Genomic DNA, 26,423 nt, shown 5'->3' on the forward strand with positions numbered 1-26,423 from the left:
GGGTCATGAGCCATGCCTTGGCGACCATGCCGGAATCATCGTTCTATTTCCACCTGGCCGGAGCGGCGGTGCTGGTGCTGGTGGTCGGCATGGCGCGCGCGGTGTGGTTTGTGTATTCGCGGCACGAAGGGCGGCGCGAGCGCGCCATGTGGCTCGCTGCCGCTGTCACGCGCTGCGGGCTGGCGCTTGGCGCAATGTGGACGGCCATCGTCTATGGCAGCGGGGCCTGGGAGCGCGCCGGTGCCCACAACTGCCGGCGCCTGCCCATGCCGGATGCTTCCGCCCGGTATGAAGCGGAGTACTGCTACCTTTCGCAGCACAAGGTGCTGGTGCGTGTGTACAGCGCGCGCCGCAACGTCGTGCTGGCCCAGCGTACCTTCCCGAGTTCGGGGCCAGTCCGCCTGCACTGGGATCGCAGCGTGCTGGTGTTCGACGCAGCGGCCACCGAAGGCAAAGGCCGGCTCGTGCTGCCGCCTTCGCTGCGCGACCGGCTGATGGCCCGGTTGCCCTGAATGCCGCCGTGCGCTCCGGGGCGCGTGCCATGCGACACTTGCGCCGGCGCGGGAAGCTTCCACGAGGAGGCAAATCCGCTGAACCATCGGAACCCGACAGCATAACCAGGCATGACGCGACGCGATTCCCCACCGAGCCCGACCGCCCCGGTGAACACAGAGAACAGTGTGCCGCGCCCGGGGATAATCCCAGCGCGATACCAGGGCGATTACATTGCCTGGAGTGGAGGCTGCCTGTTCATCGGTTCCGGAGGCGGTCCGGTCGCGCCGCACTCGCACTACGCGATCCAGCTGGTGATTGGCGCGCCTTCGGGTCTTCAGGTCCAGTCGGGCCATCGCGGATCACTTGTCGATTGCCATGGCGCACTGGTGCCGTCCCGCGCGGTGCACAGCATCGATGTCTCGTCTTGCGACTGGAGCGCGGTGCTGTTCATCGAGCCCGAGACACAGGAGGGCCGCGCGTTGTCTGCGCGGATGGGTGGGCAAATCGAGTTCCTGGAGAAGGAGGCGCTCGCCGGCATGGATTCGGCGCTGGAGCAGGCGTGGCGCCGGACCCGGACTGCCGACGCCGTGCAGTATGCCGCGCAGGCCCTGGTGAGTTCGCTCTCGCGGACGATTCCGCACGTGCCGTCCGATCCGCGGGTACTGGCGGCGATCGAGCATCTCCGTGCTCAGGATGGCAATACGCTGGCGCTCGAAGACGTGGCGGCGGTGGTGCACCTGTCCCCGAGCCGGTTCCGCCATGTCTTTGTCGAAGAGACCGGCATGCCGCTACGGACCTACCAACTCTGGCGCCGGCTGCTGAAGGCTTGGGAAATCCTTATGCGCGGCGACAACCTCGCCAATGCCGCGCACGCCGCGGGTTTTGCCGATTCTGCCCATCTGTCGCGCACGTGCCGGACCATGTTCGGCCTGGCCCCGTCCGCGATGCAGATGAAAGGGCCGCTGAGCGAGCGGCTTCGCGCGCCGTCTTCCTAAGTGGGCTGATCAATGGTGCCGGTCAGGGTGCCAAGAAATGCAGCCAGGTCTTCGACGTCCTGCGGCGACAGCCGGATCGCCTGCCGAGATCCCGGTGCCTCGCCAGCGGGTGCCAGTTCGCTTCTTCCGATCGCCGCAGCCGGGGCTTTCACGTAATGCCGCAGCACGTCGGGCAGCGTCTTGATTTGCCCGGCATGCATATAGGGCGCCCGATCCGCGACGTTGCGCAGGCTCGGCGTGCGGAACGCGCCAACGTGGGCAGGATCGTCTTTCGCCAGGAAGTTCAGCTCCGCGCACTGTTCGGGGCTGGCATCGCTGAATGGGCCAAGGCAATTGAATTCATCACGGAGCAGCTTCGGGATGGCATCGGCACGCCCGCGCTCAGGATGTTCGGGACTCAGCGGTGGTATGCCCGTGTTGTGGAACGCGTGGTCGCTCAGCGTCGGTCCGTTATGGCAGGTAATGCACTGGCCCTTGCCCAAGAACAGCCTGAGTCCGCGCACCTCCTGCGCAGTGAGCACGTCCTGCCCGCCACGATCTGCCGCGAGGGTGGCTACAACATAGCGGTCGAATCGCGAAGGACCATATCGCACGCGGCTTTCATACGCGGCAATGGCCTTGCCCATGTTGGCGAACACGCGATTCACCTGTTCCCGCGTGGCGGGCGGCAGGGCAGCCCAGGCCGACCGCTCTTCCTGCGAGCCCAGTGGCGAGGCATCGGCCGGAAGTACTGGCATGGCCGGCAGCGGCCCGAAGACCTGTGCGTACTGCGTCGCATACTTTGCCTGCAGGATCCGGACAAAGCGCACACGATTACCGCCATGCTCGGCGGCATCTTCCATGGGACCCAGTGCCTGCGACCACAGGCTGTCCTTGCGGCCGTCCCAGAACAGGAATGGCGCACCGGACGCGCCCATCACCGGCATGGTCCGGCGCGTGCCTGTGGCAATGCCAAGCCCCACGGGCCGTCCATCCTCGAACTGGCCGTTCGGCTGATGGCAGCTTGCGCACGAGACACGGCCATTGCGGCTCAGGCGAGCGTCGTTGAACAACGCGTGGCCAAGGCTGGCCGCGTTGCCGCTCCCTTCGTAGGCATTGGAAGGGTCGGCGGCGCGCGGCGTGGATGGGTCCAGTTGCAGGCTCGCCAAGGTCCGCAGGTCTTCTGGCAGCCAGGTATCGCGCAGCGCGGCTTGCGGCGCGGATGCCGACACGCGCAAGGCGAGGGCGATTGCCATCAGTGCGCCGGCAATCGCCATGCCGGTCTTGAGGCGGGACTTCATCAGCGGCGCTCCGAACCCGGATCGACGACGATGTTGAACGCCACCGTGTCGGGGCCTGGCGCCGCGCGAATGCCGAGCTTGAGGTCCCACCATCCGCTCATGCTGAACTTCATGCCCTGCAGCAGGTAGGTGCCTGCCTCGGCCCCGCGCGTGACGCGCGGCTGTGTGGGGTAGCCGTGGCCGTGCTGCGGCATGCCGCCGGCAACAGAGAACTGGGCGTCGTTGACCGGCCGGCCATCCGGCATGGTCAGCCTGACCGTCCAGGCATGCATCTGGTTGATGGCGGGTGCAGGCGTCGGCGCGATGATCGCGACCCGGTAGCGGCCCTCGTCAGTCGACTTGTCGCGGGACAGGTCCAGGTCCTGCGGCGGCGTACTGCAGCCGTAGCCGGCAAAAAGCATCGAGAACATTGCAAGTGCGGAGAGGGAGCGAGACATGATGGGACGATGGAAGCTGTTTCGGTCCGCTGATTGTCCGGACCGGTGCTCGCCCGCGCTTGAACGAAGAGGCTGTTCCCGCAGCCTTTTCATTCAAGCCGCCTCACTCCCCCACAAACATCCCGCCGATGATCCGCCCCATCTCATGCCGGCGCGCCACCGGCATGCGTGATGCCGCCGACACAATGCTGATGGCCGCGTCGGCGTGCATGGCCATCGGCAGCGCATAGCCGACACCGGCCACGCCATCGGCGCCCGCCAGCGCGTAGCCGCACGCGCGGCTGCGTTCGACGCCGCGCATCAGCTTCATCAGGCTGCGGCCGCTGGCTTCGTACTCGGCCCGGTGGCGCTCGTAGTGCGCGCGCACGGCGTCGTTGTCCAGGCGCGCCAGCAAGGCCATGCTGCCGGTGCCCTGGCCCAGCAGGCGCGAGCTGCCCGTCAGCATGTGGAAGGACTTGATGCGGTGGCTGCCTTCCTCGGTATGCAGGCAATGGCCGTGATCGCCGATGCGCACGATCAGGAATACCGCGTCGCCGGTCAGCCGCGCGAGCGCCTTCATCTTGGTCACGAGCACACTGCCGGGCGGCGGGCGGTTCATCGCGCGCAGGCCGAGCGACATGGCCGTGGTGCCCAGGTACAGGCGCTTGCTGGCCGACTCGCGCTCGATATAGCCGGCCGCCTCCAGGAAGCGGGCCATGCGGTGCGCCGTCGTGCGGTCGATGTCGGCCTTGATGGCCAGCTCCGGCAGGGTTAACCCGGTTTCATGGTGCTCGGCGAGCAGCTCAAGCAGGGCGAAGGCGCGGGTGAGGCTCTGGACCCCACTGGGCGTAGATGGCTTGGCAGGCATGCGCGGGCGGCGTCCGGTCGGGGAGCATTGGGTTTGGCGTGCACATTATGCACAATCTGAGCGATTAATGTTGTCCCGCGGGGCGCGGTGGTTTGCAATCCTCCCATCACGCCAACCAAGCCAGCGCCATGATTCCCATCGAGACACGCATCGACCCGTCCTCCGACTCGTTTGCCAGCCAGCGCGCCGGCATGCAGGCCCTGATCGACCGCCTGCACAGCCTGGAGCAGCGTGCCGTGGCCGCCTCCGAGCGCGCGCGCCCGGCCTTCGCCAAGCGCGGCGCGCTGCTGCCGCGCGAGCGCATCGGCCGCCTGCTCGACGCCGGCGCGCCGTTCCTGCCCATTGCCACGCTGGCCGGCTTCGGCATGGACGACCCGAACCATGAGACGTCGATTCCCGGCGGCTCGCTCGTGGCCGGCATCGGCATCGTCTGCGGCGTGCGCTGCATGGTGCTGGCGACGGATTCGGGCATCGATGCCGGCGCCATGACCGAGGCCGGCAATATGAAGCTCATGCGCTGCCAGGAGATCGCGCTGGAAAACCGGCTGCCGTTCATCCACCTGGTCGAATCGGCCGGCGCCAACCTGCGCAAGTACCGCGTCGACAAGTTCATCCGCGGCGGCAGCATCTTCTACAACCTGGCACGCCTGTCGGCGGCCGGCCTGCCGGTGATCACCGTCGTGCACGGTTCGTCCACGGCCGGCGGCGCCTACATGCCGGGCCTGTCGGACTACGTGGTCATGGTGCGCAATCGCGCGCGTGCGTTCCTGGCCGGCCCGCCGCTGCTCAAGGCTGCTACCGGCGAGATTGCGACCGACGAAGAACTCGGCGGCGCCGACCTGCACGCCACCGTCAGCGGCCTGGCCGAATACCTGGCCGAAGACGACGAGCATGCGATTGCCACCGCGCGCGACATCGTGGCGAGCCTCGACTGGCCTGACGTGGCACCCGCTCCGGGACAGCCGGCCCGTGCGCCACGCCTGGACCCGGCCGAACTCGACGGCGTAATGACGCTCGACATGAAGCGCCCCGTGGACATGCGCGAAGTCATCGCGCGCATCGTCGACGATTCCGCGTGGCTGCCGTTCAAGCCCGACTACGGTCCCGGCACCGTCTGCGGCCATGCGCGCATCGAAGGCCACGCGGTCGGCTTCATTACCAACAACGGCCCGATCGATCCGGCCGGCGCGACCAAGGCCGCGCAGTTCATCCAGCTCTGCAACCAGTCGGGCACGCCCATCGTGTTCCTGCAGAACACCACGGGCTTTATCGTGGGCCGCGCGTCGGAAGAGGCGGGCATGATCAAGCACGGCTCGAAGATGATCCAGGCGCTGTCCAACTCGACCGTTCCGCAGATCACGATCTACTGCGGATCGTCCTTCGGCGCCGGCAATTTTGGCATGTGCGGCCGGGGCTTCCATCCGCGCTTCTGCTTTTCGTGGCCCAATGCGCGCACCGCGGTAATGGGCGGCGAGCAGGCCGCCATGACGCTGGAGATCGTGGCGCGCCAGCAGGCCGAGCGCAAAGGCAAGGCCGTGGACGAAGCGCAGCTCGCGGCGCAGACCGCCGAGATCGTCGCCAACTTCGAACGACAGGCCAGCGCTTTCGTGACCAGCGGCCTGCTGCTGGACGATGGCGTGATCGATCCGCGCGACACGCGTGCCGTGCTGGCCTTCGTGCTGGCGACCGCCCGCGAAGCAAACCGGCGCGAACCGCGTGCCGTGCAGTTTGGCGTGGCGCGCCTCTGAGCCATCAACGAACATCCTAGCCTGTAGCTAACAAGAATTCCTGGAGACCAGCATGCTGTACACCGAAGACCACCGCAATATCATGGACAGCATCCGCCGCTTCGTGTCGGCGGAGATCGATCCGCACGTCGATGAGTGGGAAGCCGCCGAAATTTTCCCGGCGCACGAACTGTTCAAGAAGATGGGCGACCTCGGCTTCCTGGGCATCACCAAGCCGGTCGAATACGGCGGCCTTGGCCTTGATTTCTCGTACGCCATCGCTGCGGCGGAAGCACTGGGCTATGCACGTGCACAAGGCATCGGCATGGGCGTTGGCGTGCAGTGCGACATGGCTACGCCGGCGCTGACCGCATTCGGTTCCGACGCGCTCAAGCGAGAGTTTCTTGCGCCCGCCATTGCCGGCGACATGGTGTGCTCGATCGGCGTCTCGGAAGCGGGGGCGGGCTCCGACGTGGCATCGCTCAAGACGCGCGCACGCCGTGACGGCGACGACTACGTCATCACCGGTTCCAAGATGTGGATCACCAACGGCACGCAGGCCGACTGGATCTGCCTGCTGTGCAACACGTCCGACGGCCCCGTGCACAAGAACAAGTCGCTGATCGTGGTGCCGCTCAAGGAGAACGGCAAGCGCGTGAAAGGCGTGGAAATCCAGAAGATCAAGAAATTCGGCATGTGGTGCTCCGACACCGCGCAGATCTTCTTCGACGAAGTGCGCGTGCCGGTGCGCAACCGCATCGGCGAAGAAGGCATGGGCTTTATCTACCAGATGAAGCAGTTCCAGGAAGAGCGCCTGAACGGTGCCGCGCGCCGCCTGGCCTGTACGGCGCTGATCGAAGAAACCGCCGAGTACCTGCGCCAGCGCATCGCGTTCGGCAAGCCGCTGCTCGACAACCAGTTCATCCAGTTCAAGCTGGCCGAACTGAAGACCGAAATGGAAGCGCTGCGCGCGCTGGTGTATGTGGCCACGCAGACCTACATCAACGGCGGCGAAGTGACCGAGCTCGCTTCCATGGCCAAGCTCAAGGCCGGTCGGCTGTCGCGCGACGTAGCCGACTGGTGCATGCAGTTCCAGGGCGGCATGGGCTACACGTGGGACAACCATGCATCGCGCGCGTATCGCGATTTCCGCCTCGGTTCGATCGGCGGCGGCGCGGACGAGGTGATGCTGCAGGTCATCGCCAAGCAGATGGGCCTGATGTCGCGCGGCTGAGCGCGTGTCCTTCCACATTTGACGAGACACACTGCCATGCCCGACACCTCGCAGAACGACGGCGTAATCGTTCGCCGCTCCGGCGGCGTGCTGTTCGCCACGCTGAATATTCCCGCCACGCGCAATGCGCTGGCACCTGAAGTCGTGGCGGCGCTGGCCGCGGCGGTGGAACAGGCGGAGACCGATCCCGAAGTCCGCGCGCTGGTGTTGCGCGGCGCGGGCGGCATCTTCAGCGCCGGCGGCAACGTCGGTAATTTCCAGGCGCGCCTGCAGGCCGACGCTAGCCAGGAAGACCCGGTCGCCACGCGCAACCGCCAGTTCGGCTATTTCATGGAGCGCCTGTCGGTGCTGCCGGTGCCGGCGATTGCTGCCGTGGATGGTGCTGCGATGGGCGGAGGCATGGGCCTGGCGTGCGCGGCGGACATTGTGCTGGCCACGCGCGATGCGCGCTTTGCGCTGTCGGAAACCACGCTGGGCATCATTGCCGCGCAGATCGCGCCGTTCGTTGTGCAGCGCCTTGGTGCGGTGGCGACGCGCCGCCTCGGGCTGACCGGTGAGCGCGTCAGCGGCCAGTCGACGGTGGCCATCGGGCTCGTCGATCAGCTTGCCGAAGACAGCGCCGAGCTTGACGCGCTGATCGCCGAATGGCTGACGCGCGTCGGCCGCTGCGGGCCGAACGCGAACCGCGTGTTTAAGACGCTGGTGGGCCGCTGCGGTCGCGAGCCTGTATCGCCGCTGCTCGACGAGGCCTCGCACCTGTTTGCTCAATGCATGCGGCAAGAAGGCGCCGAGGGCGTTGCTGCCTTCCGCGAGAAGCGCGACGCCAGCTGGGTCGCGCGCTTCGATGCCGACACCGTCCGCGCGGCGCAGGCCGTCGCCTGAGATTTCAAAGACTCAAAGAGATTCACGGGATTCCCTCATGTCCGCTACCCGCCGACCCTTCCATACGCTGCTCGTCGCCAACCGCGGCGAGATTGCGGTGCGCATCATGCGCACCGCGCGCCGCCTCGGCCTGGCCACGGTGGCTGTCTATTCCGAGGCCGACCGCCACAGCCCGCACGTGGCCGCAGCCGACCGGGCCGTCTGCATCGGCGCCGCTGCGCCGCGCGAGTCGTACCTGAACATTGCCGCCATCATCGATGCCGCGCGCCGCAGCGGCGCCGATGCCGTGCACCCCGGCTATGGCTTCCTGGCCGAGAATGCCGAATTCGCTGAAGCGATTGCGGCCGCCGGACTCGTCTTTGTCGGCCCGCCGGCGAAGGCCATCCGCGCCATGGGCAACAAGGCCGAGGCCAAGCGCCTGATGCTGGATGCCGACATGCCATGCGTGCCCGGCTATCAGGGCACAGCGCAGGACGACGCCACGCTGCTCGCGCAGGCCGGCCAGATCGGTTTTCCGCTGATGGTCAAGGCGGCAGCCGGTGGGGGCGGGCGCGGTATGCGTCTGGTGCGCGATGCCGCAGGTTTGCCCGGTGCGCTGACGAGTGCGCGTTCGGAAGCCGAGACCGCATTCGGTTCCGGCGAACTGATCCTCGAACGTGCCGTGATCGCCCCGCGCCATGTGGAAATCCAGGTGTTCGCCGACACCCACGGCAACGTGATCCACCTCGGCGAGCGTGACTGCTCGGTGCAGCGCCGCCACCAGAAGGTCATCGAAGAAGCGCCGTCGCCGGCCGTCGGCCCCGCGCTGCGCGCGCGCATGGGTGAGGCTGCCGTGCGTGCCGCGCGTTCGATCGGCTACGTCGGCGCCGGCACGATGGAATTCCTGCTCGATAGCGAAGGCAACTTCTACTTCATGGAGATGAACACGCGCCTGCAGGTCGAGCACGCGGTGACGGAGGCCATCACCGGTTTCGACCTCGTCGAGTGGCAACTGCGCGTGGCGGCCGGCGAGCCATTGCCGGTCACGCAGAACGAAGTGCAGTTGAACGGCCACGCGATCGAAGTCCGCCTTACCGCCGAGGACGTTGCCGCAGGCTTCCTGCCGCAAGGCGGTCCGCTGATGCGCTGGCGACCGCCTGCCACGGGCCGCGACGTGCGTGTGGACCATGCGCTCGAAGAGGGCGGCGCGATTCCGACGCACTATGACTCGATGGTGGCCAAGCTCGTGGCGCACGGTGCCGACCGCGAAGAAGCGCGGCGCAAGCTGCTGCGCGCGGTGGAGGATTGCGTGCTGCTCGGCGTGCCGTCCAACCAGGCGTTCCTGGCGGACTGCCTGGCTAGCGAGGCCTTTGCCGGCAACGACGTCCACACCGGTTTCGTCGAGACCCATATGCAAACCGCGCTGCAAGCCACGGTGCCGCCGCAGCATGTGGCAGCAAGCGCTGCGCTGGTGGCCGCTGGCGTGCTGGAAGGCGGCAGCCGGCCGGCGGCGCTGGCACGCGCGGCGGCCAGCGTAGCGCTGGATGCTGCGGGACAGTCGTGGCAGGCCATGCTGCGGGCCGGGCGCGATGGCTGGCATGTCAGCCTGCGCGAGCGCGACAGCGAAGCGCCGGGTCGGGAATGTGTGCTGCGCATACTGCGGGCCGATGCCGAGGCGGGCACCGCGCTGGTGGAGTGCGACGGCGTCGCCTATCCGCTGGTGTTTGCCACGGACAAGCATGCGCTGCACCTGTTCCAGGCCGGCCGTGCGTGGAAGTTCCAGCGCCACGATCCGCGTCGCCGCCGCGACGCAGGCGATGCCGACGGCATGCTGCAGGCGCCGCTGACCGCGCGCATCGTGGCCGTGCATGTGGCAGAGGGCGATCGCGTGCAGGCTGGTCAGCCGCTGGTGGTGCTCGAGGCCATGAAGATGGAACACATCATTGCCGCGCCGTTTGCCGGCGTGGTCGCGGAACTGTCGGCTCGCGCAGGTGGACAGGCCAGTGCCGGCGCGCTGCTGGCGCGCGTGGAAGCTGACGACGCTGAACAGGAGAAGGCATGAGCGATACCGCCAAGACCGTACGCATCGGTGGCGCCTCGGGCTTCTGGGGCGACTCCGCGATCGCCACGCCGCAGTTGCTGGCCGTGCCCGGCATGCAATACCTGGTCTACGACTACCTGGCCGAGACCACGATGTCGATCCTGGCGCGTGCGCGTGCAAAAGACCCGGCATTGGGCTACGCCACCGACTTCGTGAATGCGGCGATGGCGCCGAACCTTGGCGAGATTCTGCGCCGCGGCATCCGCGTCGTCGCCAATGCCGGTGGCCTCAATCCGGAAGCCTGCCGTGACGCGCTGCTCAAGGTCGCCGCGCAGCAGGGCTTGTCGCTACGCATCGCCGTGGTGACCGGCGACGACGTGCAGCCGCACTTCGCGCAATGGTGCGCGGACGGCCTGACCGACCTGGCAGGCCAGCCGGTGCCCACGACCGAGCCATGGTCGGCCAATGTCTACACCGGTGCGCAGGGCATTACGCGAGCGCTGGCGCTGGGCGCGGACATCGTCATTGCCGGACGCTGCGTGGACAGCGCTGTGGTGGTCGGCGTGCTCGCGCACGAGTTCGACTGGGACTGGACCGACTGGGACCGCCTGGCTGCCGGCACGCTCGCTGGCCATGTGATCGAGTGCGGCGCGCAGGCTACTGGCGGCCTGTTCACGGACTGGCAGCGCGTGCCGGGCTGGGATCGCATGGGCTATCCCGTCATCGACTGCGCGCATGACGGTAGCTTCGTGCTGAGCAAGCCCCAAGGCACGGGCGGACTGATCGATCCCGCCGCAGTGGCGGAGCAGGTGCTGTACGAGGTCGGGGATCCGGCCAACTACCTGATGCCCGACGTGACCTGTGACTTCCGCACGGTGCGCACCGAACTGGCCGCGCCGGGACAGGTGCGCGTGTCCGGCGCACGCGGCCGGGCACCGGGTGGCCACTACAAGGGCAATGCGACGTGGCAGGACGGCTACCAGATCAGCCTGATGATGGCGATCCGCGGCATCGACGCACCCGCCAAGGCACACCGTACGGCCGATGCGCTGCTCACGCGCACGCGCGCCATGCTGGCCGAGCGCGGCCTGCCTGACTACAGCGAGACAATCGTCGAGCTGCTCGGCTGTGAATCGCAATACGGCCCGCATGCGCGCGAGCTGCCGACGCGCGAGGTCGTGCTGCGCATCGGCGCACGGCACGCGCAAGCCAAGGCGCTGAGTTTCCTGCAGCGCGAATGCTCGTCGGCCGGCACGTCGATGGCGGCGGGCACGCGTTCGTCGTTCTCGGGCCGCGTCGACATCCAGCCCGTGGTCAAGGTGTTTTCCTTCCTGGTGCCGAAGGGCGACGTGCCAATGCGCGTGGCGTTCGAGGACGGCGAGATCGTGCTGTCCAAGGCCGCGCAGTGTGGTGACGCTGCCGCCCCGGCGGCTGTCGACATGCCGGCACTGCCGCCGGTGCCCGACCAGCCCCGCGTGCAGCGCCCGCTGGTGGCATTGGCCTATGCCCGCAGCGGCGACAAGGGCGACGACGAGAACATCGGCGTGATCGCGCGGCGGCCCGAGTACCTGACGCTGCTGCGCGAGCAACTGACGCCGCAGGCTGTACGCGCGTACTTTGCCCATCTCGTTCACGGCGACGTCGAGCGCTTCGACGTGCCGGGCCTGCATGCGCTGAATTTCCTGATGCATGGCGCGCTGGGCGGCGGCGGTGTTGCAAGCCTGCGCTCCGATCCGCTCGGCAAGAGCTACGCACAGATGCTGCTGGACTTCCCGCTGTCGGTCCCGCAGAGCTGGGCGCAAGACATCGCTAACTGAATCGCAGAACCGATTGCGCCGGCCACAGGCGCACATCCGACAAGGAGGAGACATGACACAACGCAAGCCCAACGGGCGCATCCGCAGGCTGCTGGGACTGGGTCTGTTCGCAGGACTGATTGCGGGCACGGCGCCGGCGGTCGCCCAGGGCGACAACTGGCCCAGCCGCCCCGTACGGGTAGTGGTGCCATACACGCCCGGCGGCGTGTCCGACGCTGTCACGCGGCTGGTCATGCAGAAGCTGGCCGAGCGCATCGGCCAGCCCGTGGTGGTGGAAAACCGTCCGGGTGCGAATGGCATGATCGGCTCGGACAACGTCGCCAAGTCCGCGCCGGACGGCTATTCGCTGCTGGTTGTGGTGGCCGCGCATGCGATCAACCCGAGCCTCTATCCGAAGATGAGCTACGACCCGATCAAGGACCTGACCGGTGTCAGCCTGATCGGCCGGATTCCGCTGCTGCTGGTGTCGAGCGCCCAGCTGCCCCCGACCAACGTCAAGGAACTGGTGAGCTGGGGCAAGGCCCATCCGGACAAGATGACTTTTGCGTCCAGCGGCAACGGTTCGGGCGCGCATCTGGCCGGCGAACTGTTCGCGCAGACCACCGGCGTGAAGATGGTCCACGTTCCGTACAAGGGCATTTCGCCGGCGTTGCCTGACCTGTTCTCGGGGCAGGTCGCCATCATCTTCGATTCGGTCCAGACCATGATGCCGCAGGTAAAGGCCGGCAAGGTCCGCGCGCTGGCGATTTCGAGCCCGACGCGCTGGCCGGCGGCACCGGACGTGCCGACGATGGCCGAGGCCGGCTATCCGAGCGTGACGGCCAGCAGCTGGATCGGCCTGATCGCGCCGGCGAAGACGCCGCCAGCGGTGCTCGCAAAGATCTCCGCCGAGATGGACGCCGTGTTGCGCCAGCCCGATGTCCGCGTGCGGCTGATCGACTACGGCATCGACCCCGTGGGCGGCAAGGCCGACCAGTTCCAGGCCTTCATCAAGGATGAATCCGTGCGCTGGGGCGAGGTGGTGAGGAAGGGCGGCGTGAAGGTGGAGTAAGCCGGTGGGGCCGGTCCGATGCCCGTGCCGGCCCGTTTGCTACAGATGCCGCTCGGCAGGCGGAGAATGATCGTGATGCTGGTGCGACGCTGGGTGCAGGTCCGCGCTGCAACTCGGCGATTCCGCATCATGCGTGTGCGGGTGCAGGGCGCCCGGCACATTCTGGCTGTCCAGGCCATTGCGAGACAGCCACAGCGCCGTCGTGCCGGCCGCCCGGTCGATCAGCTCGCCGCAGCGCGAGTAGTCATAGGGTGAGATATCGAGCGGGCACAGCGGTGGCACCACGGAAATATGTGCGTGGTTGCTCCAGTGCTGCAGGTCGTGGACAAGCTGGCGCGCCACCAGCAGCGAAAGCGCATTGAACGCGTGTTCGAGCGCCCCGCGCGGCGGACGCCGCTCTGAGCACGTGAAGCCTGCCGGCAGCACGATCACGCGCGTGGCGCCGAGCCGGATCGCGGTGGAAACCGGGGTGTTGTTCGCGACGCCTCCGTCGATCAGCGTGCGTCCTTCGAACTGCACCGGCGGGAACACGCCGGGAATCGCCGCGCTGGCGAGCACGGCCTCGACGATGCCGCCGCTGGAAAGCAGGACTTCCGCGCCGCTCTGCATATCGGTTGCCACCACATGCAGCGGCAGCGCGGCACTTTCAAGGCGCGCGTCGCCAAAGTTGCGGTTCAGCAAGGTGCGCAGGCCAAACGCATCCACGAGGTAGCCGCGGCTGCCGCCCAGCATGCCCAGCACGCTGCGCCACGACCAGGGCATGATCTCCGCGCGCCGGATCGCGCGCCACAGTTGCTCCAGTTGCGCGGCCCCTTCGCGCCCCGGGTGGCACGCGAAGTAGGCTCCATTGATGGCCCCGGCCGAGGCCCCGATTACGAGGTCGGGCGTCAGGCCCCACGCCACCAGTTCGCGCAGCATGCCTACCTGGATCGCGCCCAGGCTGCCGCCGCCGGCAAAGACAAAAGCGGTTTTTTCCATGGTATGGGTGCGGCGCAATCCACGCCGCGCTTGTGCTCGGGCTGAAATCGTCCTGAGCAAAGCATAGGCGACACTGGCGCCGGTTGGCAGGGCGGGCTTCGCGAAACCGGCATGCAGGCAACGCCGGCGGTGTCATGTGCCGGAGGCGGTTGTATCTCGATTGCGCAATTAACCGACATGAGTTTTGATCCCGACTTCGGGGCGACCTGTGGTCGCACAAACTCTTGCGTCAGATCGGTGGTGAGTCGGGTATTGCGCACACCATTTGTACCATAGAGCTTACAAAGCCATGGTTTGTGTAACGAAGTAAACAAGCCAGCAGGATTCAGGGTACGGGGCAGTATCAGAAAGATTACGGTTTATTAAATAGGGCAGAAATTGCCGCCAGTTGAAGAGAGTTGGTCGAAATGCCCACTGCTATGGTGGCTCGCGGCCAATGTCTGGACATTGCAGCCGCACCTATCCAAGCAACCGTTGCAGGAATACGCATGACAACCATATCGAATCTGGGCGTCGGCTCAGGTCTCGACCTGAGTTCCCTGCTGGATCAGCTAACGCAGTCTGAACAGGCGCCGCTGCAAGCGATCCAGGACCAGGAAACCAGCTACCAGACCAAGCTGTCGGCCTACGGACAGCTCAAGAACGCGCTGACCGCCTTCCAGTCGGCCGCAGGCAAGCTCGGCCAGCCTGACTTCTTCAACGCGACCAAGATCTCCTCGAGCAGTACCGACGTGCTCAGCGCCACCAGTACCACCGGCGCCGCGCAGGGCACGTACTCGGTCAACGTCACCGCGCTGGCGCAGGCCCAGTCGCTCGTCGGTGCCGGGCAGGCCAAGGAGGACGCGACGATCGGCACAGGCACGATCCATATCGACTTCGGCACCATCAGCGGTGGCACGCTGGATACCGACAGCACCAGCGCCACATACGGCAAGTACACGGGCGCCACGTTTGCGGCCAAGGACGGCAGCACTGGTGTCGATATCAATATCGACAGCACCCATGGCACGCTCGAAGGCGTGCGCGATGCGATCAATGCGGCCAATGCCGGTGTGACCGCGACCATCCTGAACGACGGATCGGGGTCGCCGTACCGCCTGGTGCTGACGTCCAACGACACGGGCGAGGCTAACAGCATGCGCATTTCCGTGACCGGCGACAGCACGGGCGCGCTCACCGGCCTGGTGGCCAATGATCCGGCGGGCACCCAGAACATGGAGCAGACCGTCGCTGCGCGCGATGCCCGGCTCTCGGTCAACAACATCGACATCCAGAGCGCCAGCAACGACGTCTCGGCCATCCAGGGCCTGACCATGTCGCTGTCGCAGACCGGCACGTCGGTCGTCAGCGTGCAGCGCGACAACACGGCCATCCAGAACGGCATCCAGGCCTTCGTCACGGCCTACAACAGCCTGCAGAGCACGGCCACGAGCCTGTCGGCCTTCAACCCGACCGCGGCACAGGGCCAGCAGGCCGCCCCGCTGACGGGTGACGGTGTGCTCCGCAACATCCAGACGCAACTCCGCTCAGCGCTCAATATGCCGGAGGCCGGCGGCCAGGACGCGTTCACGATGCTGTCCCAGGTCGGTGTCAGCTTCCAGAACGACGGCACGCTGACTTTGGACGCCAACAAGCTGTCCAAGGCCATGAACAGCAATATGGCCGGGGTGGAGACACTGTTCAGCAACAGCGACGGCAAGACCGGCTACGGCAACAAGATCAGCAGTCTGGTCGGTGAAATGACCGGAACCGAAGGCGAGCTGACTTCCGCGACCGATGGCATCAACAGCACGCTGAAGGACCTGAGCTCGCAGTACGACTCGACGCAGAACATGGTCAACGACACGATCGCAAACTATCGCCAGCAGTTCACCCAGCTGGACACGATCATGGCGCAGATGAAGAACACCAGCACTTACCTGACGCAGCAGTTCAGTGCGTCGAGCAAGAGCTGACAGGAAGACTACGAAGAGGATCTTCGGGGTCTTCGCGGGCCGGGGTTTGACTCGGCCCGCGCCTCGGTCAGGCGCCCAGCGCGTCCGGGTCGATGCCGAGCTGGCTGGCCATATGTTCGACCAGCGCTTCCAGGCGCTGTACCCGGTTCGAAAGGTCGCGTTGTTCGGCACGCAAGCGCTCGAGTTCAGAGGGCGCGACAGATTCGTCAGCCAGGGCCGCTCCGGCGGCGGCAAAGCTGTCTACATTGATTTCCCCGCCGAGCAGGTGCATCCACCGATGCTCGCGCTCGCCCGCCGCACGGGGGAGCTTCACCACATAGGGCGGCTCATGTTCGGCCAGTTCGTCCAGGAACCCCTCAACGGACGAGATGTCCGCGAACGCGTGCAGGCGCACCGTGTTCAGGCGTAGTTCGGCCGCGGTCTGCGGCCCGCGCAGCAGCAGCATGGCCAGCAGCGCGGCCGACTGCGAGGGCACGCCCAGCACGCGGTTCATATTGTGTTCGAAGCGCGGCACGCGGCTGCTGCTGCCTTCGAACACCAGGCTCAGGCCTTTCAGGCCATCGATCGCCACGACTACCTCCGCTTCCGTGACATTCATGACCGGCGCACGCGCGGTCTTCTGGTTGCAGCCCGCGGTGAGCGCATTGAGCGACAGCGGGTAGGTATCGGGCACGGTGTGCTGCTTCTCCTTCAGCACGCCGAGTACGCGTCCTTCGATCGGGGTCAGCGCGCGGATCGGCTGGCGGGAGGGGGTGTCAGGCGTGGAGCTCATGGAGAATGTGTCGTGGTGCCGCGGCGGAGTGCCGGCAAGGCGGACATTCAAACGCAAGCCGGCGCAATGTGCAACTGCCCGTCCCCAAACCTGCCGCGGCGCCCTCGCTTTCGCGCGGGCGCCGACTACTATCGATGAGGTGCAACGACCGGTTGGGCGTTGATGCGCCGGAGTGCGCGAAAGCCGACAAATTCTTTTTGCTACGGGGAGGCCAGTATGGCGCAGGCGGACCGGACGGAGAGCGTTGAGGGGCAGGGCACCGAGGCCACGGCAAGCCTCGATGCACCGTATTCGACGCTGGAAAGCCGATGGCACCAGATGTTTCCGACGCTCACTGGCGACGAAGTCGAACGGATGCGGCACTTTGGCACGCCGCAGCGCTGGCAAGCCGGCGAACAACTGTTTTCGGTCGGGCAGGTGGGCCGCGGCATGTGCGTGGTGGTCAGCGGCTGTATCCAGATCATCCGCCGCGACGGGCTCGGGCATGAGCACCGCATTACCGACCTCGGGCCGGGCATGTTTTCGGCGGAAGTGGGCACGCTGACCGGGCGCCCGTCGCTCGTGGACGGCCGCGCGGTGACCGATTCCGAAGGCTTCGCGATCCCGCCCGACAGGCTTCGCGCCTTGCTGGTGGCGGAGGCTGATCTTGGCGAGCGCATCATGCGCGCGCTGATCCTGCGCCGCGTCGGGCTGATCGAGTCCGGCAGCGGCCCGGTACTGGTCGGTCATGGCGCCGAACCGCTGCTGCTGGCGCTGCAGGCGTTCCTGCGCCGCAACGGTCACCCGTACACGGTGATCGACATGGACGTCGAGCGCGACTGTTCCTGCCTGAGCGAGTTCGCGAACGCGCCGGCTTCGGACTTCCCGCTCGTGATCTGCCCGGACGGCCGCGTGCTGCGCGCGCCCGATGAAGGGCAACTGGCCTCGTGCCTCGGCTTGCTGCCCGAATTCGATCCGACCCACGTCTACGACGTGGTCGTGGTGGGCGCAGGTCCCGCCGGCCTGGCCACGGCCGTATATGCCGCGTCCGAAGGGTTGTCGGTGGCGGTGATCGACTGCCGCTCGCCGGGCGGCCAGGCCGGAGCCAGCGCGCGCATCGAGAACTACCTCGGGTTTCCCACCGGTATCTCGGGCCAGGCGCTGGCCGGGCGCGCGTTTGTGCAGGCCCTCAAATTCGGCGCCCACATTGCGATCCCGCTGGAAGTGAAGGCCCTGCATTGCGGTTCGGATCCGATCCGGCTCGAACTGGCCGATGGCCGCATGATTTCGACGCATACGGTGGTGATCGCCACAGGCGCCCAGTACCGCCGGCCGGCCATCGATGCGCTCGAACGTTTCGAGGGGCGGGGCGTGTACTACTGGGCCTCGCCGGTGGAAGCCAAGCTGTGCAAGAACGAGCCGGTGATGCTGGTCGGCGGTGGCAACTCGGCCGGACAGGCGGCGGTATTCCTGGCCACGCATGCGGCGCATGTCCACATGCTGGTGCGCGGGCAGGGGCTGGCGGCCACCATGTCGCGCTATCTGGTCGACCGTATCGGCGGGCTGCCCAACGTGCAACTTCACACCCGTGCCGAAATCCATGCGCTCGAAGGGGACGGGTGGCTGTCCGATGTCCGCTACCAGGCGCCCACCGAGAGCGACGGGCTGGTATCGCTGCCGGTGCGCCACCTGTTCCTGTTCATCGGCGCCGATCCCAATGCCTCGTGGCTGCGCACGTGCAACGTGGAGACCGACGACAAGGGCTTCGTGCGCACGGGCGGTGGGACGCTGGGCTGCGCGTCGGCCGTGCCGTATCCGCTGCAGACCAGCGTGCCGGGCGTGTTCGCGATTGGCGACGTGCGCTCGGGCTCGACCAAGCGCGTGGCCGCTGCAGTGGGGGAAGGGGCCTCGGTCGTCGCGCAGATCCACAACTACCTCGCCGGCCTGACGACGGCGGCACAGGCCGCCTGAGCCGCTGCCGCGCGCGGTGTGGCACGGCTTGCCGGCATGCCTTGCTTTACTGCATCTTCCCGAGGTTCCCGATCCTCACCATCATCTCGGTGAACATCTGCAGGTCCAGGTCCAGATCGGGCACTTCCTTGTACTCCTTCGCATTGTGCGCGGTGTACTTCTTGCCGGGCATGGCCGGCCCGAAATTGATCGCATTCGGCAGCAGCTTGGCCGTGGTGCTGCCCGCCGTAGCCACGGGTTTGGCTTCGAGTCCGGTGGTGTCACCGAAGATGTTGAGCAGCGTGGAGAGCCACGCGCCCTTGGGGTCGCGCGCCATCCAGTTGCCCTGCTCATGCTTGACCTCCACGGTCGAGCCAGTGGAGGCCGCCCACTTGTAGATGCGCTGCAGCACCTTGCCGCTGAGCGCCTCGGGCGTGCTGCCGCGCGGCATGCGCACATTGGTGGTGACTTCGATGAATTCGCCTTGCTCGCGGATCTGGTTCGGCGACATGGTCAGCGGGCCCATGAACGGGTCGCGATAGGCCAGTCCCATCTTCTCGCCCAGGTAGCCCAGGCCATACAGGTCGACGATATAGTGCGCCGCGCGCAGGTAATGGTTGTCGGTGAGCGGCACGCCCGATGATTGCAGGAACAGCGCCAGCCGCGGCAGCGGGTTGACGCCTTCCTCGGGCCTTGAACCGTGTGCCGACACACCGGTCACCTTGACCACCACTTCATCGCCGTCCCGCTTGACGTCGATGGCGAACTTCCCGCCCTGCGGCGCGTACTTGCGGATGAAGGCCGCACGTGCGTTATCGAACGCGGACAGGACCGCTGCAGGATTGCCGCCCCCGATGCGCGCGGTAGCACTCTCCGGCACGGTATTGGCCGACGCCGCGCCACGCATGGCAACGATGGTCGCGCGCTTGCTATCGGTGGCCTGCACGGGAAACAGGACGCGAAGTGCGCCGGAACCCTTCTCCGCCACGACAGCCGGATACTTGCTGTCGAGCACGATGTTGTAGTCGGGCAGCGCGTTGTGTTCGCGGTAGTACTTGATGCCGTCGCCACCGGTTTCTTCGGTAGTCTCGATCATCAGGCGTACGCTGCGCTCGAGCGGCACGCCGCTTTCCTTGACCGTCTTCATGGCGTAGAGCGCGGCGGCAATCGAACCCTTGTCGTCGATGGTCCCCCGGCCATACAGGCGGTCCCCGACGCGCGTGACGGAGAACGGATCGAGCTTCGTGCCATTGTCGAGCACCCAGTCTTCGGCGGCGGCTGGCACCACGTCGGCATGGGTCAGGATGCCGAAGATGTCGGTGCCGGTGCCGGGCAGCGTGACCTCGAAGACGCGGTTATCCACGTTGCGGTAGACCAGCCCGAAAGACTTCGCCATACCCTCGACGAGCTTGCCGAACTCGATGATCGCGGGGTTTTCGTGCTGCGGCATCTTGTCATCGCGAACGGTGCGCAGCGCGACCATCTTGCCCAGCGTGTCGATGACCGCTGCCTCGTTGTGTACCCGGTTGTAGACCCCGAGCAAACGGCCGATGTTGACGAGGTTGTCGCCGCTGAGCGGCAGCCCGCCCTGCCACGCCGCTACGGCAGGCGCCACGGCAGGGGCGGCCTTGGCCGCGTTGGCCAGGAAGGTTTCCAGACTTTCCTGCGCGCCGGACTTCTGCGAGGCGATCAGCGCGTCCAGGGCGGGCTTGCGTAGCGTTTCGGCGCCTGCCGGACAGGCGAGCGAAAGCGAAAGCGAAAGCACAAGCGCGGAGAGGGCGGATCGGGTGGTAGGGCGGCTCATCGGCGCTGGGGGATGCGAAAGGAGGTCGACAGATGGCCGCATGATAGGGCACTTGTCTATCCCATTGTAAAAAATAGGGGTGCCTTATGTGGCACCTATAACTGTCCATAAGGGAAGTCTATCTGTCATTGATAGTAATGGTTAATGGCGTCGGTTTAAACGATGAATTGTACAAATCACATTGGGATCGCCAGAATCGGGTCCATCGCTGCAACACGCAGCAAACCACTGAAACCACCAAGGAGTGATCCCGATGCTGCAATCCCGTGAAGGCCAACGCGTTCCCAATGTCGCTTTCCGCATCCGCCAGGACAACGAGTGGAAGACTGTCACCTCCGGCGATCTGTTCAACGGCAAGACCGTCGTCGTGTTCTCGCTGCCCGGCGCCTTCACGCCGACCTGCTCGTCGACCCACCTGCCGCGCTACAACGAATTGGCGCCGGCATTTGCCCAGCATGGCGTGGACGAGATCTTGTGCGTGTCGGTCAACGACACCTTCGTGATGAACGAATGGGCCAAGGACCAGGAGTCGCAGAACATCACCATGATTCCCGATGGCAACGGCGAATTCACCGAAGGCATGGGCATGCTGGTGGACAAGGCCGACCTGGGCTTCGGCAAGCGCAGCTGGCGCTATTCGATGCTCGTCCGTGACGGCGTGGTCGAGAAAATGTTCATCGAGCCGAACGAGCCGGGCGACCCGTTCAAGGTCTCCGATGCCGACACCATGCTGAACCACATCGCCCCCGACGCCAAGCGTCCGGACCAGGTGGTGGTGTTCTCGAAGGCAGGCTGCTCGTTCTGCGCCAAGGCCAAGCAGCAACTGTCCGACGCCGGCTACGAGTACATCGAGGTGCCGCTCGACAACAAGGTGCGCGGCAAGGTGCTGGGCGCCGTGTCCGGCGAGATGACCGCGCCGCAGGTCTTCATCAACGGCAAGCTGATTGGCGGCGCCGCCGCGCTCGAGCAGTACCTGGGCCAGTAATCCCCGTATCACGACCGCCCGCGCGGTCCGGCAGTCGCCGGACCCGATGGCGCCGCGCTGCCCGCGCGGTGCCATCCAGCCCGCCGATTGATGTCCGATCGATTTCAAGAAATCTCAAAAGGAAAGGAACCGTTCACCATGAAGACCATCCAGACCGACGTCGCTGTCATCGGAGCAGGTACCGCCGGCCTCGCCGCCTACCGCGCCGCCATCGCGGCCGGCAAGCGCGCCGTGATCATCGAAGGTGGCCCGTACGGCACCACCTGTGCCCGCGTGGGCTGCATGCCGTCCAAGCTCCTGATTGCCGCCGCCGAAGCCGCGCATGAGTTGCGCCACACGGCCCCGTTCGGCGTACACGTGGATGGCCAGATCCGTATCGATGGCCGCGAGGTCATGGCCCGCGTACGCAGCGAGCGCGACCGCTTCGTCGGCTTCGTGGTACGCGGCGTGGACGGCATTCCCGAGGCAGACCGCATTCGTGGCTACGCCTCGTTCATCGACAACACCACGCTCGAAGTAGCGGCCGACGACGGCAACATCACCGTGCGTGCCAGCCGCGTGGTCATCGCCACGGGGTCGCGGCCGGTGCTGCCGGCACCGTTCAAGGTGTTCGGCGACCGCCTGATCGTCAACGACGATGTGTTCGCATGGGAAGACCTGCCGCGCAGCGTGGCCGTGTTCGGGCCCGGCGTGATCGGGCTGGAGCTTGGACAGGCGCTGTCGCGCCTTGGCGTGCGCGTGCGTGTGTTCGGTGTGCGCGGCTCGCTCGGTCCGCTGACCGACCCCGTCATACGCCGCTATGCGGACGAGACCTTCCGCAAGGCGTTCTATCTTGATACCGAGGCCAGCGTCACGGAGATGGCGCGCGAAGGCGATCTGGCCCGCATTACCTATATCGACCGCGAAGGCAAGTCCGTCGCGGAGACCTTCGACTACGTGCTCGCCGCGACGGGTCGCGAGCCTAATGTGCGCGGCCTGGGCCTGGAGAACACCGGCCTGGAACTGGATGCGCGCGGCGTGCCGGTGTTCGATCCCGTGACGCTGCAGTGCGGCGTATCGCCGGTGTTCATCGCCGGCGATGCCAACAACATCCTGCCGCTGCTGCATGAAGCCGCCGACGAGGGCAAGGCCGCCGGCGAGAATGCCGCGACGTACCCGCGGGTGTTGCCGCTGGCCCGCCGCGCGCCGCTCGCCGTGGTGTTCTCTGACCCGCAGATCGCTATGGTGGGCAAGCGCTTTGCCGACCTGGCCGAGGGCAGCTTCGTCACCGGCGAAGTCAGCTTTGAAGACCAGGGCCGCAGTCGCGTCATGCTCAGGAACCGTGGGCTGATGCACGTGTATGCCGACAAGGCGACTGGCCAGTTCCTGGGTGCCGAATGGACGGGCCCGCGCGCCGAGAACATTGCGCACCTGCTGGCGTGGTCGTATCAGCAGGGGCTGACCATCGCGCAGATGCTGGCAATGCCGTTTTACCACCCGGTGGTGGAAGAGGGGCTGCGCACGGCGCTGCGCGATGCAGCGGCGAAGCTGGAGGGCTGAGGCGATCGGCGGCCGCCGGCCGGCAGCCGGCCTACGGCCTCCGGCCAGCCGCGCCAGCGCCGTGCACTCAAACGTACTCAGGCGGGTTACCATCAATGCGGCCGGGGGCCAAGGGTGAGGCTCTCCGGCTCAGTCGATGGTCTCCGGCAGACACGTGCCGGGCGCTTGCCAACGATCGCGCATCCACGCGCGGCGAGATACCACGGTATATTGACTGCGACTGAGTCTGTGCCTGCCGCACGTTGCGGTGTACCCGTACATCGAGGAGACTTCCATGTCGCTGCGCCGCCGTCTGTGCCAACTCGCCTTGCTCGCCGGTCTGGCGCCGCTGTCTGGCGGCCATGCCCAGACACAGCGGCCGTCTGCGCCGGACCCCGCAATCAATGACGCCATCTCCGATGCCGTACGTGAAGGGTCGCATCGGTTCCAGCCTACCCCCAGCCAACCGCTTTCGCGCGACGAGCAGTGCGACCGGCTTGCCGAACAGATCGGCCAGACCCCGCGCCGCAGTTACCGCCCTTCGAACGCGCCGGTCGAGAACAGCCAGGGCAACGATGTGGCCACGGTCGAGCGCGACCGGACCCGCAGGCAGTTGCAGAAGGTGTATCAGGAGAAATGTACGCGGTAGTGCTTGCGTTCGGATGAAAGCCCATGACTGGACTTGCGATGACGCCAGCGAACGGCAGACGGTACGCGGCAACACAGATCCTCGCGATCTTTGCCATCCTCGCATTCTTCGGCGCTAGCCCCTGCGTGTTCGCGCAGGAAACCGGCAATGCAGCGCGCCTGCGCGACAAGTACGCGAGCCTGACCGAACAGTTGAGCCGCAACCCGTTTCAGCGCCAGCTATACCTGGCGTCAACGGAAACCGACTCCACGCTGACCGGGGATATCTATGCGGTGGTCGACTATCCCTTCGCCACCGTCAACGGCTCGCTCAATGATCCGGCGCAGGGCCCTGCCAACTGGTGCGACGCGCTGATCCTGCACCTGAACGTGAAATATTGCCGGGCATCGACGAGCGGAAATGGCCCCATCCTTACCGTCAACCTGGGCAGAAAGGTCGAGGAAAAACTTTCCTCCACGTACCGCGTGCAATTCACCTACCGCGTGGCGGCGACGGGGCCCGACTACTTCCAGGTGAGGCTCGACGCGGACAGCGGCCCGATGAGCACGCGCGATTACCGCATCGTGCTGGAGGCCACTTCGATTTCCGCCAGCCGTACCTTCGTGCATCTGACGTATGCATACAGCTATGGCATGGCCGGGCGCATGGCGATGAAAACCTATCTGGCGACGCTGGGCAGTGGCAAAGTGGGCTTCACCACCACGCGTGATCCATCGACCGGGAGGACCGAATATATCGGCGGTGTACGAGGGCTTCTGGAGCGCAACACGATGCGTTACTACCTGGCCATCGACGCGTATCTGGCAACGCTGTCCGTGCCACCCGCCAAACGCCTTGGCCAGCGCCTGGCCAGCTGGTTCGATGCCACCGAGAAATATTCGCGCCAACTGCACGAGGTGGATCGGGATGCGTACATGACGATGAAGCTAAACGAGTATCAGAGGCAGCAGACCGCGCAATGACAGAGGAACCAGCGAACAGGCCATCGAGTGCTGGCTTGCAGCGGATCAAACTAGACTAAATTGATTGGCGTTAACCCTTGTGTGGCATGAATTGCCATTCTTTTGGCGCGATTTGTGGCTTTTGAAATGCTTCGCGCCAATACCATTGGGTCCATACATTGCGCTGCCTGGCAAAGGGAGACCCGAATGGAAATGAAGGGCAGCAGAGCTGATGAACGGGCAGCACCCGGTGTGCTGACCGCGCAGAGCGATCCACAGCCGAAGGCCCTTCCTGGCATTGCCGCCATGGCGGCCATTGCAGCGGGATTGTCGATGCTCGGGCAGTTTGCCATCGCGACCTATCTGCCCGCCTTCGCGATCATGAGCGATGCGCTGCACGCGACGAACGCGCAGGTCCAGCAGTCGCTCACTGCCTATCTGCTGCCCTTCGCGCTGATGCTGCCGTGGCACGGCGCCATCTCCGATGCCGTGGGCCGCCGGCGGATGGTTTTGCTCGGTTGTGCGTTGTTCACCATCGGCTCACTGGTCTGTGCCGGGGCCACTGGCATCGATATGCTTCACGCCGGGCGGGTACTGCAGGGCATCAGTGCCGGCATTGGCGTGATCGTCGGCCGGGCCATGGTGCGCGATGTCTTCGACGGCATGCAGGCCCAGCAGGTCATGGCGCTGGTCGCGATGATCTTTGCGCTGGCTCCGGCGATCGCGCCGGTCTGCGGCGGCTGGCTCTTGCTGTGGACAGGCTGGCGCAGCATCTTTGTCTTCCTGGCGCTCGTGTCGGCGTCGCTGCTCGTCGCCTGCTGGCGATGGGTGCCCGAAACCTTGCCGCCCGCGCGCCGCCATCCGCTTCATCCCGCTTTGCTGGCGCGCGGCTATGGGTCCATGTTGACCCATTGGCGCTTTGTCGCGCTGACGCTCGCGAACGCCGGGGTCAACGTCGGCATCTATGTCTATATCTTTGCCGCGCCCACGTTCGTGACCCGGCATCTCGGGCTTGGTGCGCAGTCGTTCGGCTGGCTATTCATCCCGATCGTAGCGGGGATCATGCTGGGCTCGCTCGTGTCGCATCGCATGGCCGGCAGGATCAGCCCGGTGCGCAGCGTGCTGCTCGGGCACGCTGTCATGCTGTTCGCCGGCATATTGAACATTGTGCTCACGGCGCTGCACGCCCCGGCCATGCCGTGGGCGCTGATCGCACTGCCGGTCTACGGCGCCGGCATGACCATCACGCAACCGAGCCTGCAATTGCTGGCGCTCGATTGTTTCCCGGAACGGCGCGGGCTCGCATCGAGTGGCTATGTCACGGTGCAGCAGTTCGGCAATTTCCTGATGTCAGCGCTGCTGGTCCCGCTGCTGCTGGATTCGACAGTCAAGCTGGCGGTTTGTATGGCAGCGCTGCAGTTATTCGGCCTCGCCATGTTCATGGGCGGGCAACGCGACAGGGCAGTCGTGGTTTCTTCGTGAAACCAACGTTCAACCCGCCAACGCCACATCAATGGCGCGCTGCAGCCGTTCCATACCGAAGGTCACGTCCTGCACCACGCCATTGACGAAGAACGATGGCGTGCCCCGTACCTGCCATTGCGTGGCGCCGCGCATGTCATCGCGGATATGCGGCAGGTGCGAGTGAGCCGCCATGTCGCTGTCGAAGCGGTTCAGGTCCATGCCGAGCATGCCGGCATAGTGGCGTAGCGCTTCCGATTTCAGGCCGTTCGGCTTTTCGTGCAGCAGGCGGTACATCTGCCAGAACTTCTGCTGCGCGCCGGCCGCTTCCGCGCATTCGGCCGCGGCTTCGGCGGATGGATGCCAGTGAGACATCGGATAGTGCCGATAGACGAAGCGGACCTGCGGGCCATAGTGCTCCATCAGGATCTTCATGGCGCCGTAGGCCATGCGGCAGTATTCGCATTCGAAGTCGCCATATTCGACGACGGTGACCCTGGCGGTGTCAGGGCCGATGGCATGGTCGGCAGCGGTAACGGCGACGTCTGGCATGGAGCGCTCCGGTTCATGGGCGGGCGGCCCGGGGACTTTCCAGTTTAGGCGCAGACCGGCCTCACCGCGCCGCCAGCTGATCGGCTACAGCTTC

22 protein-coding genes are annotated in these 26,423 nt (G+C 66.1%); 15 read left to right on the top strand and 7 right to left on the bottom strand.

Annotated features, from left to right (window positions below; genetic code table 11):
• The first annotated feature begins 5 nt into the window (after positions 1–5).
• A complete protein-coding gene (locus ACIGJG_RS26950) occupies positions 6–512 on the top strand; it encodes a hypothetical protein (protein ID WP_140950615.1) in 507 nt (168 codons plus the stop codon).
• Positions 513–623: 111 nt separating this feature from the next.
• Positions 624–1,490 carry a helix-turn-helix domain-containing protein gene (locus tag ACIGJG_RS26955; protein WP_140950614.1) on the top strand — a complete coding sequence of 289 codons (867 nt, stop codon included), beginning with the start codon at positions 624–626 and terminating at the stop codon, positions 1,488–1,490.
• On the opposite strand, the gene ACIGJG_RS26960 is transcribed toward ACIGJG_RS26955, so the two are convergent.
• The 3 genes from ACIGJG_RS26960 to ACIGJG_RS26970 form a co-directional block, all read right to left on the bottom strand.
• A complete protein-coding gene (locus ACIGJG_RS26960; protein ID WP_140950613.1) occupies positions 1,487–2,770 on the bottom strand; it encodes a cytochrome-c peroxidase in 1,284 nt (427 codons plus the stop codon). The genes ACIGJG_RS26955 and ACIGJG_RS26960 overlap by 4 nt on opposite strands.
• A complete protein-coding gene (locus ACIGJG_RS26965; protein WP_483673355.1) occupies positions 2,770–3,180 on the bottom strand; it encodes a FixH family protein in 411 nt (136 codons plus the stop codon). Before ACIGJG_RS26965 ends, ACIGJG_RS26960 begins: the two co-directional genes overlap by 1 nt.
• A gap of 130 nt (positions 3,181–3,310) precedes the next feature.
• The gene (locus tag ACIGJG_RS26970; protein ID WP_011300580.1) at positions 3,311–4,054 is read right to left on the bottom strand and encodes an IclR family transcriptional regulator; all 744 of its coding nucleotides are present in this window, start codon (positions 4,052–4,054) and stop codon (positions 3,311–3,313) included.
• A gap of 128 nt (positions 4,055–4,182) precedes the next feature.
• On the opposite strand from ACIGJG_RS26970, the gene ACIGJG_RS26975 reads away from it, so the two are divergent.
• Genes ACIGJG_RS26975 through ACIGJG_RS27000 form a run of 6 tightly spaced genes read left to right on the top strand, consistent with a single transcriptional unit; the run spans position 4,183 to position 12,785 of the window.
• Positions 4,183–5,802 (top strand): acyl-CoA carboxylase subunit beta, encoded by a 1,620-nt coding sequence (locus ACIGJG_RS26975; RefSeq protein WP_041680224.1) that lies wholly within the window; start codon positions 4,183–4,185, stop codon positions 5,800–5,802.
• 52 nt (positions 5,803–5,854) lie between these two features.
• A complete protein-coding gene (locus ACIGJG_RS26980; protein WP_224009247.1) occupies positions 5,855–7,015 on the top strand; it encodes an acyl-CoA dehydrogenase family protein in 1,161 nt (386 codons plus the stop codon).
• A 36-nt stretch (positions 7,016–7,051) separates the two neighbouring features.
• Positions 7,052–7,897 carry an enoyl-CoA hydratase/isomerase family protein gene (locus tag ACIGJG_RS26985; RefSeq protein ID WP_483673357.1) on the top strand — a complete coding sequence of 282 codons (846 nt, stop codon included), beginning with the start codon at positions 7,052–7,054 and terminating at the stop codon, positions 7,895–7,897.
• 37 nt (positions 7,898–7,934) lie between these two features.
• Positions 7,935–9,938: an acetyl/propionyl/methylcrotonyl-CoA carboxylase subunit alpha gene (locus tag ACIGJG_RS26990; RefSeq protein ID WP_483673358.1), complete on the top strand. Its 2,004-nt coding sequence runs from the start codon at positions 7,935–7,937 to the stop codon at positions 9,936–9,938.
• The gene (locus ACIGJG_RS26995; RefSeq protein WP_011300575.1) at positions 9,935–11,734 is read left to right on the top strand and encodes an acyclic terpene utilization AtuA family protein; all 1,800 of its coding nucleotides are present in this window, start codon (positions 9,935–9,937) and stop codon (positions 11,732–11,734) included. Before ACIGJG_RS26990 ends, ACIGJG_RS26995 begins: the two co-directional genes overlap by 4 nt.
• 52 nt (positions 11,735–11,786) lie before the next feature.
• On the top strand, positions 11,787–12,785 hold the full coding sequence (locus ACIGJG_RS27000) for a tripartite tricarboxylate transporter substrate binding protein (RefSeq protein WP_011300574.1): 999 nt from the start codon (positions 11,787–11,789) through the stop codon (positions 12,783–12,785).
• A gap of 39 nt (positions 12,786–12,824) precedes the next feature.
• Here ACIGJG_RS27000 and ACIGJG_RS27005 read toward each other — a convergent pair whose 3' ends face one another.
• The gene (locus ACIGJG_RS27005; RefSeq protein ID WP_011300573.1) at positions 12,825–13,763 is read right to left on the bottom strand and encodes a patatin-like phospholipase family protein; all 939 of its coding nucleotides are present in this window, start codon (positions 13,761–13,763) and stop codon (positions 12,825–12,827) included.
• A 488-nt stretch (positions 13,764–14,251) separates the two neighbouring features.
• Here ACIGJG_RS27005 and fliD point away from each other — a divergent pair, with 488 nt between their 5' ends.
• On the top strand, positions 14,252–15,718 hold the full coding sequence (gene fliD, locus ACIGJG_RS27010) for a flagellar filament capping protein FliD (protein WP_483673359.1): 1,467 nt from the start codon (positions 14,252–14,254) through the stop codon (positions 15,716–15,718).
• A 67-nt stretch (positions 15,719–15,785) separates the two neighbouring features.
• Here fliD and ACIGJG_RS27015 read toward each other — a convergent pair whose 3' ends face one another.
• Entirely contained in the window at positions 15,786–16,490 is a 705-nt protein-coding gene (locus tag ACIGJG_RS27015) for a YceH family protein (protein ID WP_011300571.1), read from the bottom strand.
• 216 nt (positions 16,491–16,706) lie between these two features.
• Here ACIGJG_RS27015 and ACIGJG_RS27020 point away from each other — a divergent pair, with 216 nt between their 5' ends.
• Positions 16,707–18,440, top strand: coding sequence for an FAD-dependent oxidoreductase (locus tag ACIGJG_RS27020; protein WP_483673360.1), 1,734 nt, complete (start codon positions 16,707–16,709; stop codon positions 18,438–18,440).
• Positions 18,441–18,486: 46 nt separating this feature from the next.
• Here ACIGJG_RS27020 and ACIGJG_RS27025 read toward each other — a convergent pair whose 3' ends face one another.
• A complete protein-coding gene (locus ACIGJG_RS27025; RefSeq protein WP_483673361.1) occupies positions 18,487–20,223 on the bottom strand; it encodes a dipeptidase in 1,737 nt (578 codons plus the stop codon).
• 253 nt (positions 20,224–20,476) lie between these two features.
• On the opposite strand from ACIGJG_RS27025, the gene ACIGJG_RS27030 reads away from it, so the two are divergent.
• From ACIGJG_RS27030 to ACIGJG_RS27050, 5 genes are all read left to right on the top strand, one after another.
• Positions 20,477–21,208, top strand: coding sequence for a glutathione peroxidase (locus ACIGJG_RS27030; protein ID WP_483673362.1), 732 nt, complete (start codon positions 20,477–20,479; stop codon positions 21,206–21,208).
• Positions 21,209–21,346: 138 nt separating this feature from the next.
• A complete protein-coding gene (locus tag ACIGJG_RS27035; protein WP_011300567.1) occupies positions 21,347–22,747 on the top strand; it encodes a dihydrolipoyl dehydrogenase in 1,401 nt (466 codons plus the stop codon).
• A gap of 274 nt (positions 22,748–23,021) precedes the next feature.
• The gene (locus ACIGJG_RS27040; RefSeq protein WP_220630259.1) at positions 23,022–23,375 is read left to right on the top strand and encodes a hypothetical protein; all 354 of its coding nucleotides are present in this window, start codon (positions 23,022–23,024) and stop codon (positions 23,373–23,375) included.
• A gap of 23 nt (positions 23,376–23,398) precedes the next feature.
• Positions 23,399–24,337 carry a hypothetical protein gene (locus ACIGJG_RS27045; RefSeq protein WP_483673364.1) on the top strand — a complete coding sequence of 313 codons (939 nt, stop codon included), beginning with the start codon at positions 23,399–23,401 and terminating at the stop codon, positions 24,335–24,337.
• Between the two features lie 192 nt (positions 24,338–24,529).
• Positions 24,530–25,798, top strand: coding sequence for a multidrug effflux MFS transporter (locus ACIGJG_RS27050; protein ID WP_483673366.1), 1,269 nt, complete (start codon positions 24,530–24,532; stop codon positions 25,796–25,798).
• Positions 25,799–25,807: 9 nt separating this feature from the next.
• On the opposite strand, the gene ACIGJG_RS27055 is transcribed toward ACIGJG_RS27050, so the two are convergent.
• Positions 25,808–26,329: a DsbA family protein gene (locus tag ACIGJG_RS27055; protein ID WP_011300563.1), complete on the bottom strand. Its 522-nt coding sequence runs from the start codon at positions 26,327–26,329 to the stop codon at positions 25,808–25,810.
• Between the last annotated feature and the right edge of the window lie 94 nt (positions 26,330–26,423).

Source organism: Cupriavidus sp. C1SS-2L, from assembly GCF_057073735.1.

Bases quoted from the DNA above. Each gene is read 5' to 3' on its own strand.
- ACIGJG_RS26950 (WP_140950615.1), top strand. From the start codon at position 6: ATGAGCCATGCCTTGGCGACCATGCCGGAATCATCGTTCTATTTCCAC.
- ACIGJG_RS26955 (WP_140950614.1), top strand. From the start codon at position 624: ATGACGCGACGCGATTCCCCACCGAGCCCGACCGCCCCGGTGAACACA.
- ACIGJG_RS26960 (WP_140950613.1), bottom strand. From the start codon at position 2,770: ATGAAGTCCCGCCTCAAGACCGGCATGGCGATTGCCGGCGCACTGATG.
- ACIGJG_RS26965 (WP_483673355.1), bottom strand. From the start codon at position 3,180: ATGTTCTCGATGCTTTTTGCCGGCTACGGCTGCAGTACGCCGCCGCAG.
- ACIGJG_RS26970 (WP_011300580.1), bottom strand. From the start codon at position 4,054: ATGCCTGCCAAGCCATCTACGCCCAGTGGGGTCCAGAGCCTCACCCGC.
- ACIGJG_RS26975 (WP_041680224.1), top strand. From the start codon at position 4,183: ATGATTCCCATCGAGACACGCATCGACCCGTCCTCCGACTCGTTTGCC.
- ACIGJG_RS26980 (WP_224009247.1), top strand. From the start codon at position 5,855: ATGCTGTACACCGAAGACCACCGCAATATCATGGACAGCATCCGCCGC.
- ACIGJG_RS26985 (WP_483673357.1), top strand. From the start codon at position 7,052: ATGCCCGACACCTCGCAGAACGACGGCGTAATCGTTCGCCGCTCCGGC.
- ACIGJG_RS26990 (WP_483673358.1), top strand. From the start codon at position 7,935: ATGTCCGCTACCCGCCGACCCTTCCATACGCTGCTCGTCGCCAACCGC.
- ACIGJG_RS26995 (WP_011300575.1), top strand. From the start codon at position 9,935: ATGAGCGATACCGCCAAGACCGTACGCATCGGTGGCGCCTCGGGCTTC.
- ACIGJG_RS27000 (WP_011300574.1), top strand. From the start codon at position 11,787: ATGACACAACGCAAGCCCAACGGGCGCATCCGCAGGCTGCTGGGACTG.
- ACIGJG_RS27005 (WP_011300573.1), bottom strand. From the start codon at position 13,763: ATGGAAAAAACCGCTTTTGTCTTTGCCGGCGGCGGCAGCCTGGGCGCG.
- fliD (WP_483673359.1), top strand. From the start codon at position 14,252: ATGACAACCATATCGAATCTGGGCGTCGGCTCAGGTCTCGACCTGAGT.
- ACIGJG_RS27015 (WP_011300571.1), bottom strand. From the start codon at position 16,490: ATGAGCTCCACGCCTGACACCCCCTCCCGCCAGCCGATCCGCGCGCTG.
- ACIGJG_RS27020 (WP_483673360.1), top strand. From the start codon at position 16,707: ATGGCGCAGGCGGACCGGACGGAGAGCGTTGAGGGGCAGGGCACCGAG.
- ACIGJG_RS27025 (WP_483673361.1), bottom strand. From the start codon at position 20,223: ATGAGCCGCCCTACCACCCGATCCGCCCTCTCCGCGCTTGTGCTTTCG.
- ACIGJG_RS27030 (WP_483673362.1), top strand. From the start codon at position 20,477: ATGCTGCAATCCCGTGAAGGCCAACGCGTTCCCAATGTCGCTTTCCGC.
- ACIGJG_RS27035 (WP_011300567.1), top strand. From the start codon at position 21,347: ATGAAGACCATCCAGACCGACGTCGCTGTCATCGGAGCAGGTACCGCC.
- ACIGJG_RS27040 (WP_220630259.1), top strand. From the start codon at position 23,022: ATGTCGCTGCGCCGCCGTCTGTGCCAACTCGCCTTGCTCGCCGGTCTG.
- ACIGJG_RS27045 (WP_483673364.1), top strand. From the start codon at position 23,399: ATGACTGGACTTGCGATGACGCCAGCGAACGGCAGACGGTACGCGGCA.
- ACIGJG_RS27050 (WP_483673366.1), top strand. From the start codon at position 24,530: ATGAAGGGCAGCAGAGCTGATGAACGGGCAGCACCCGGTGTGCTGACC.
- ACIGJG_RS27055 (WP_011300563.1), bottom strand. From the start codon at position 26,329: ATGCCAGACGTCGCCGTTACCGCTGCCGACCATGCCATCGGCCCTGAC.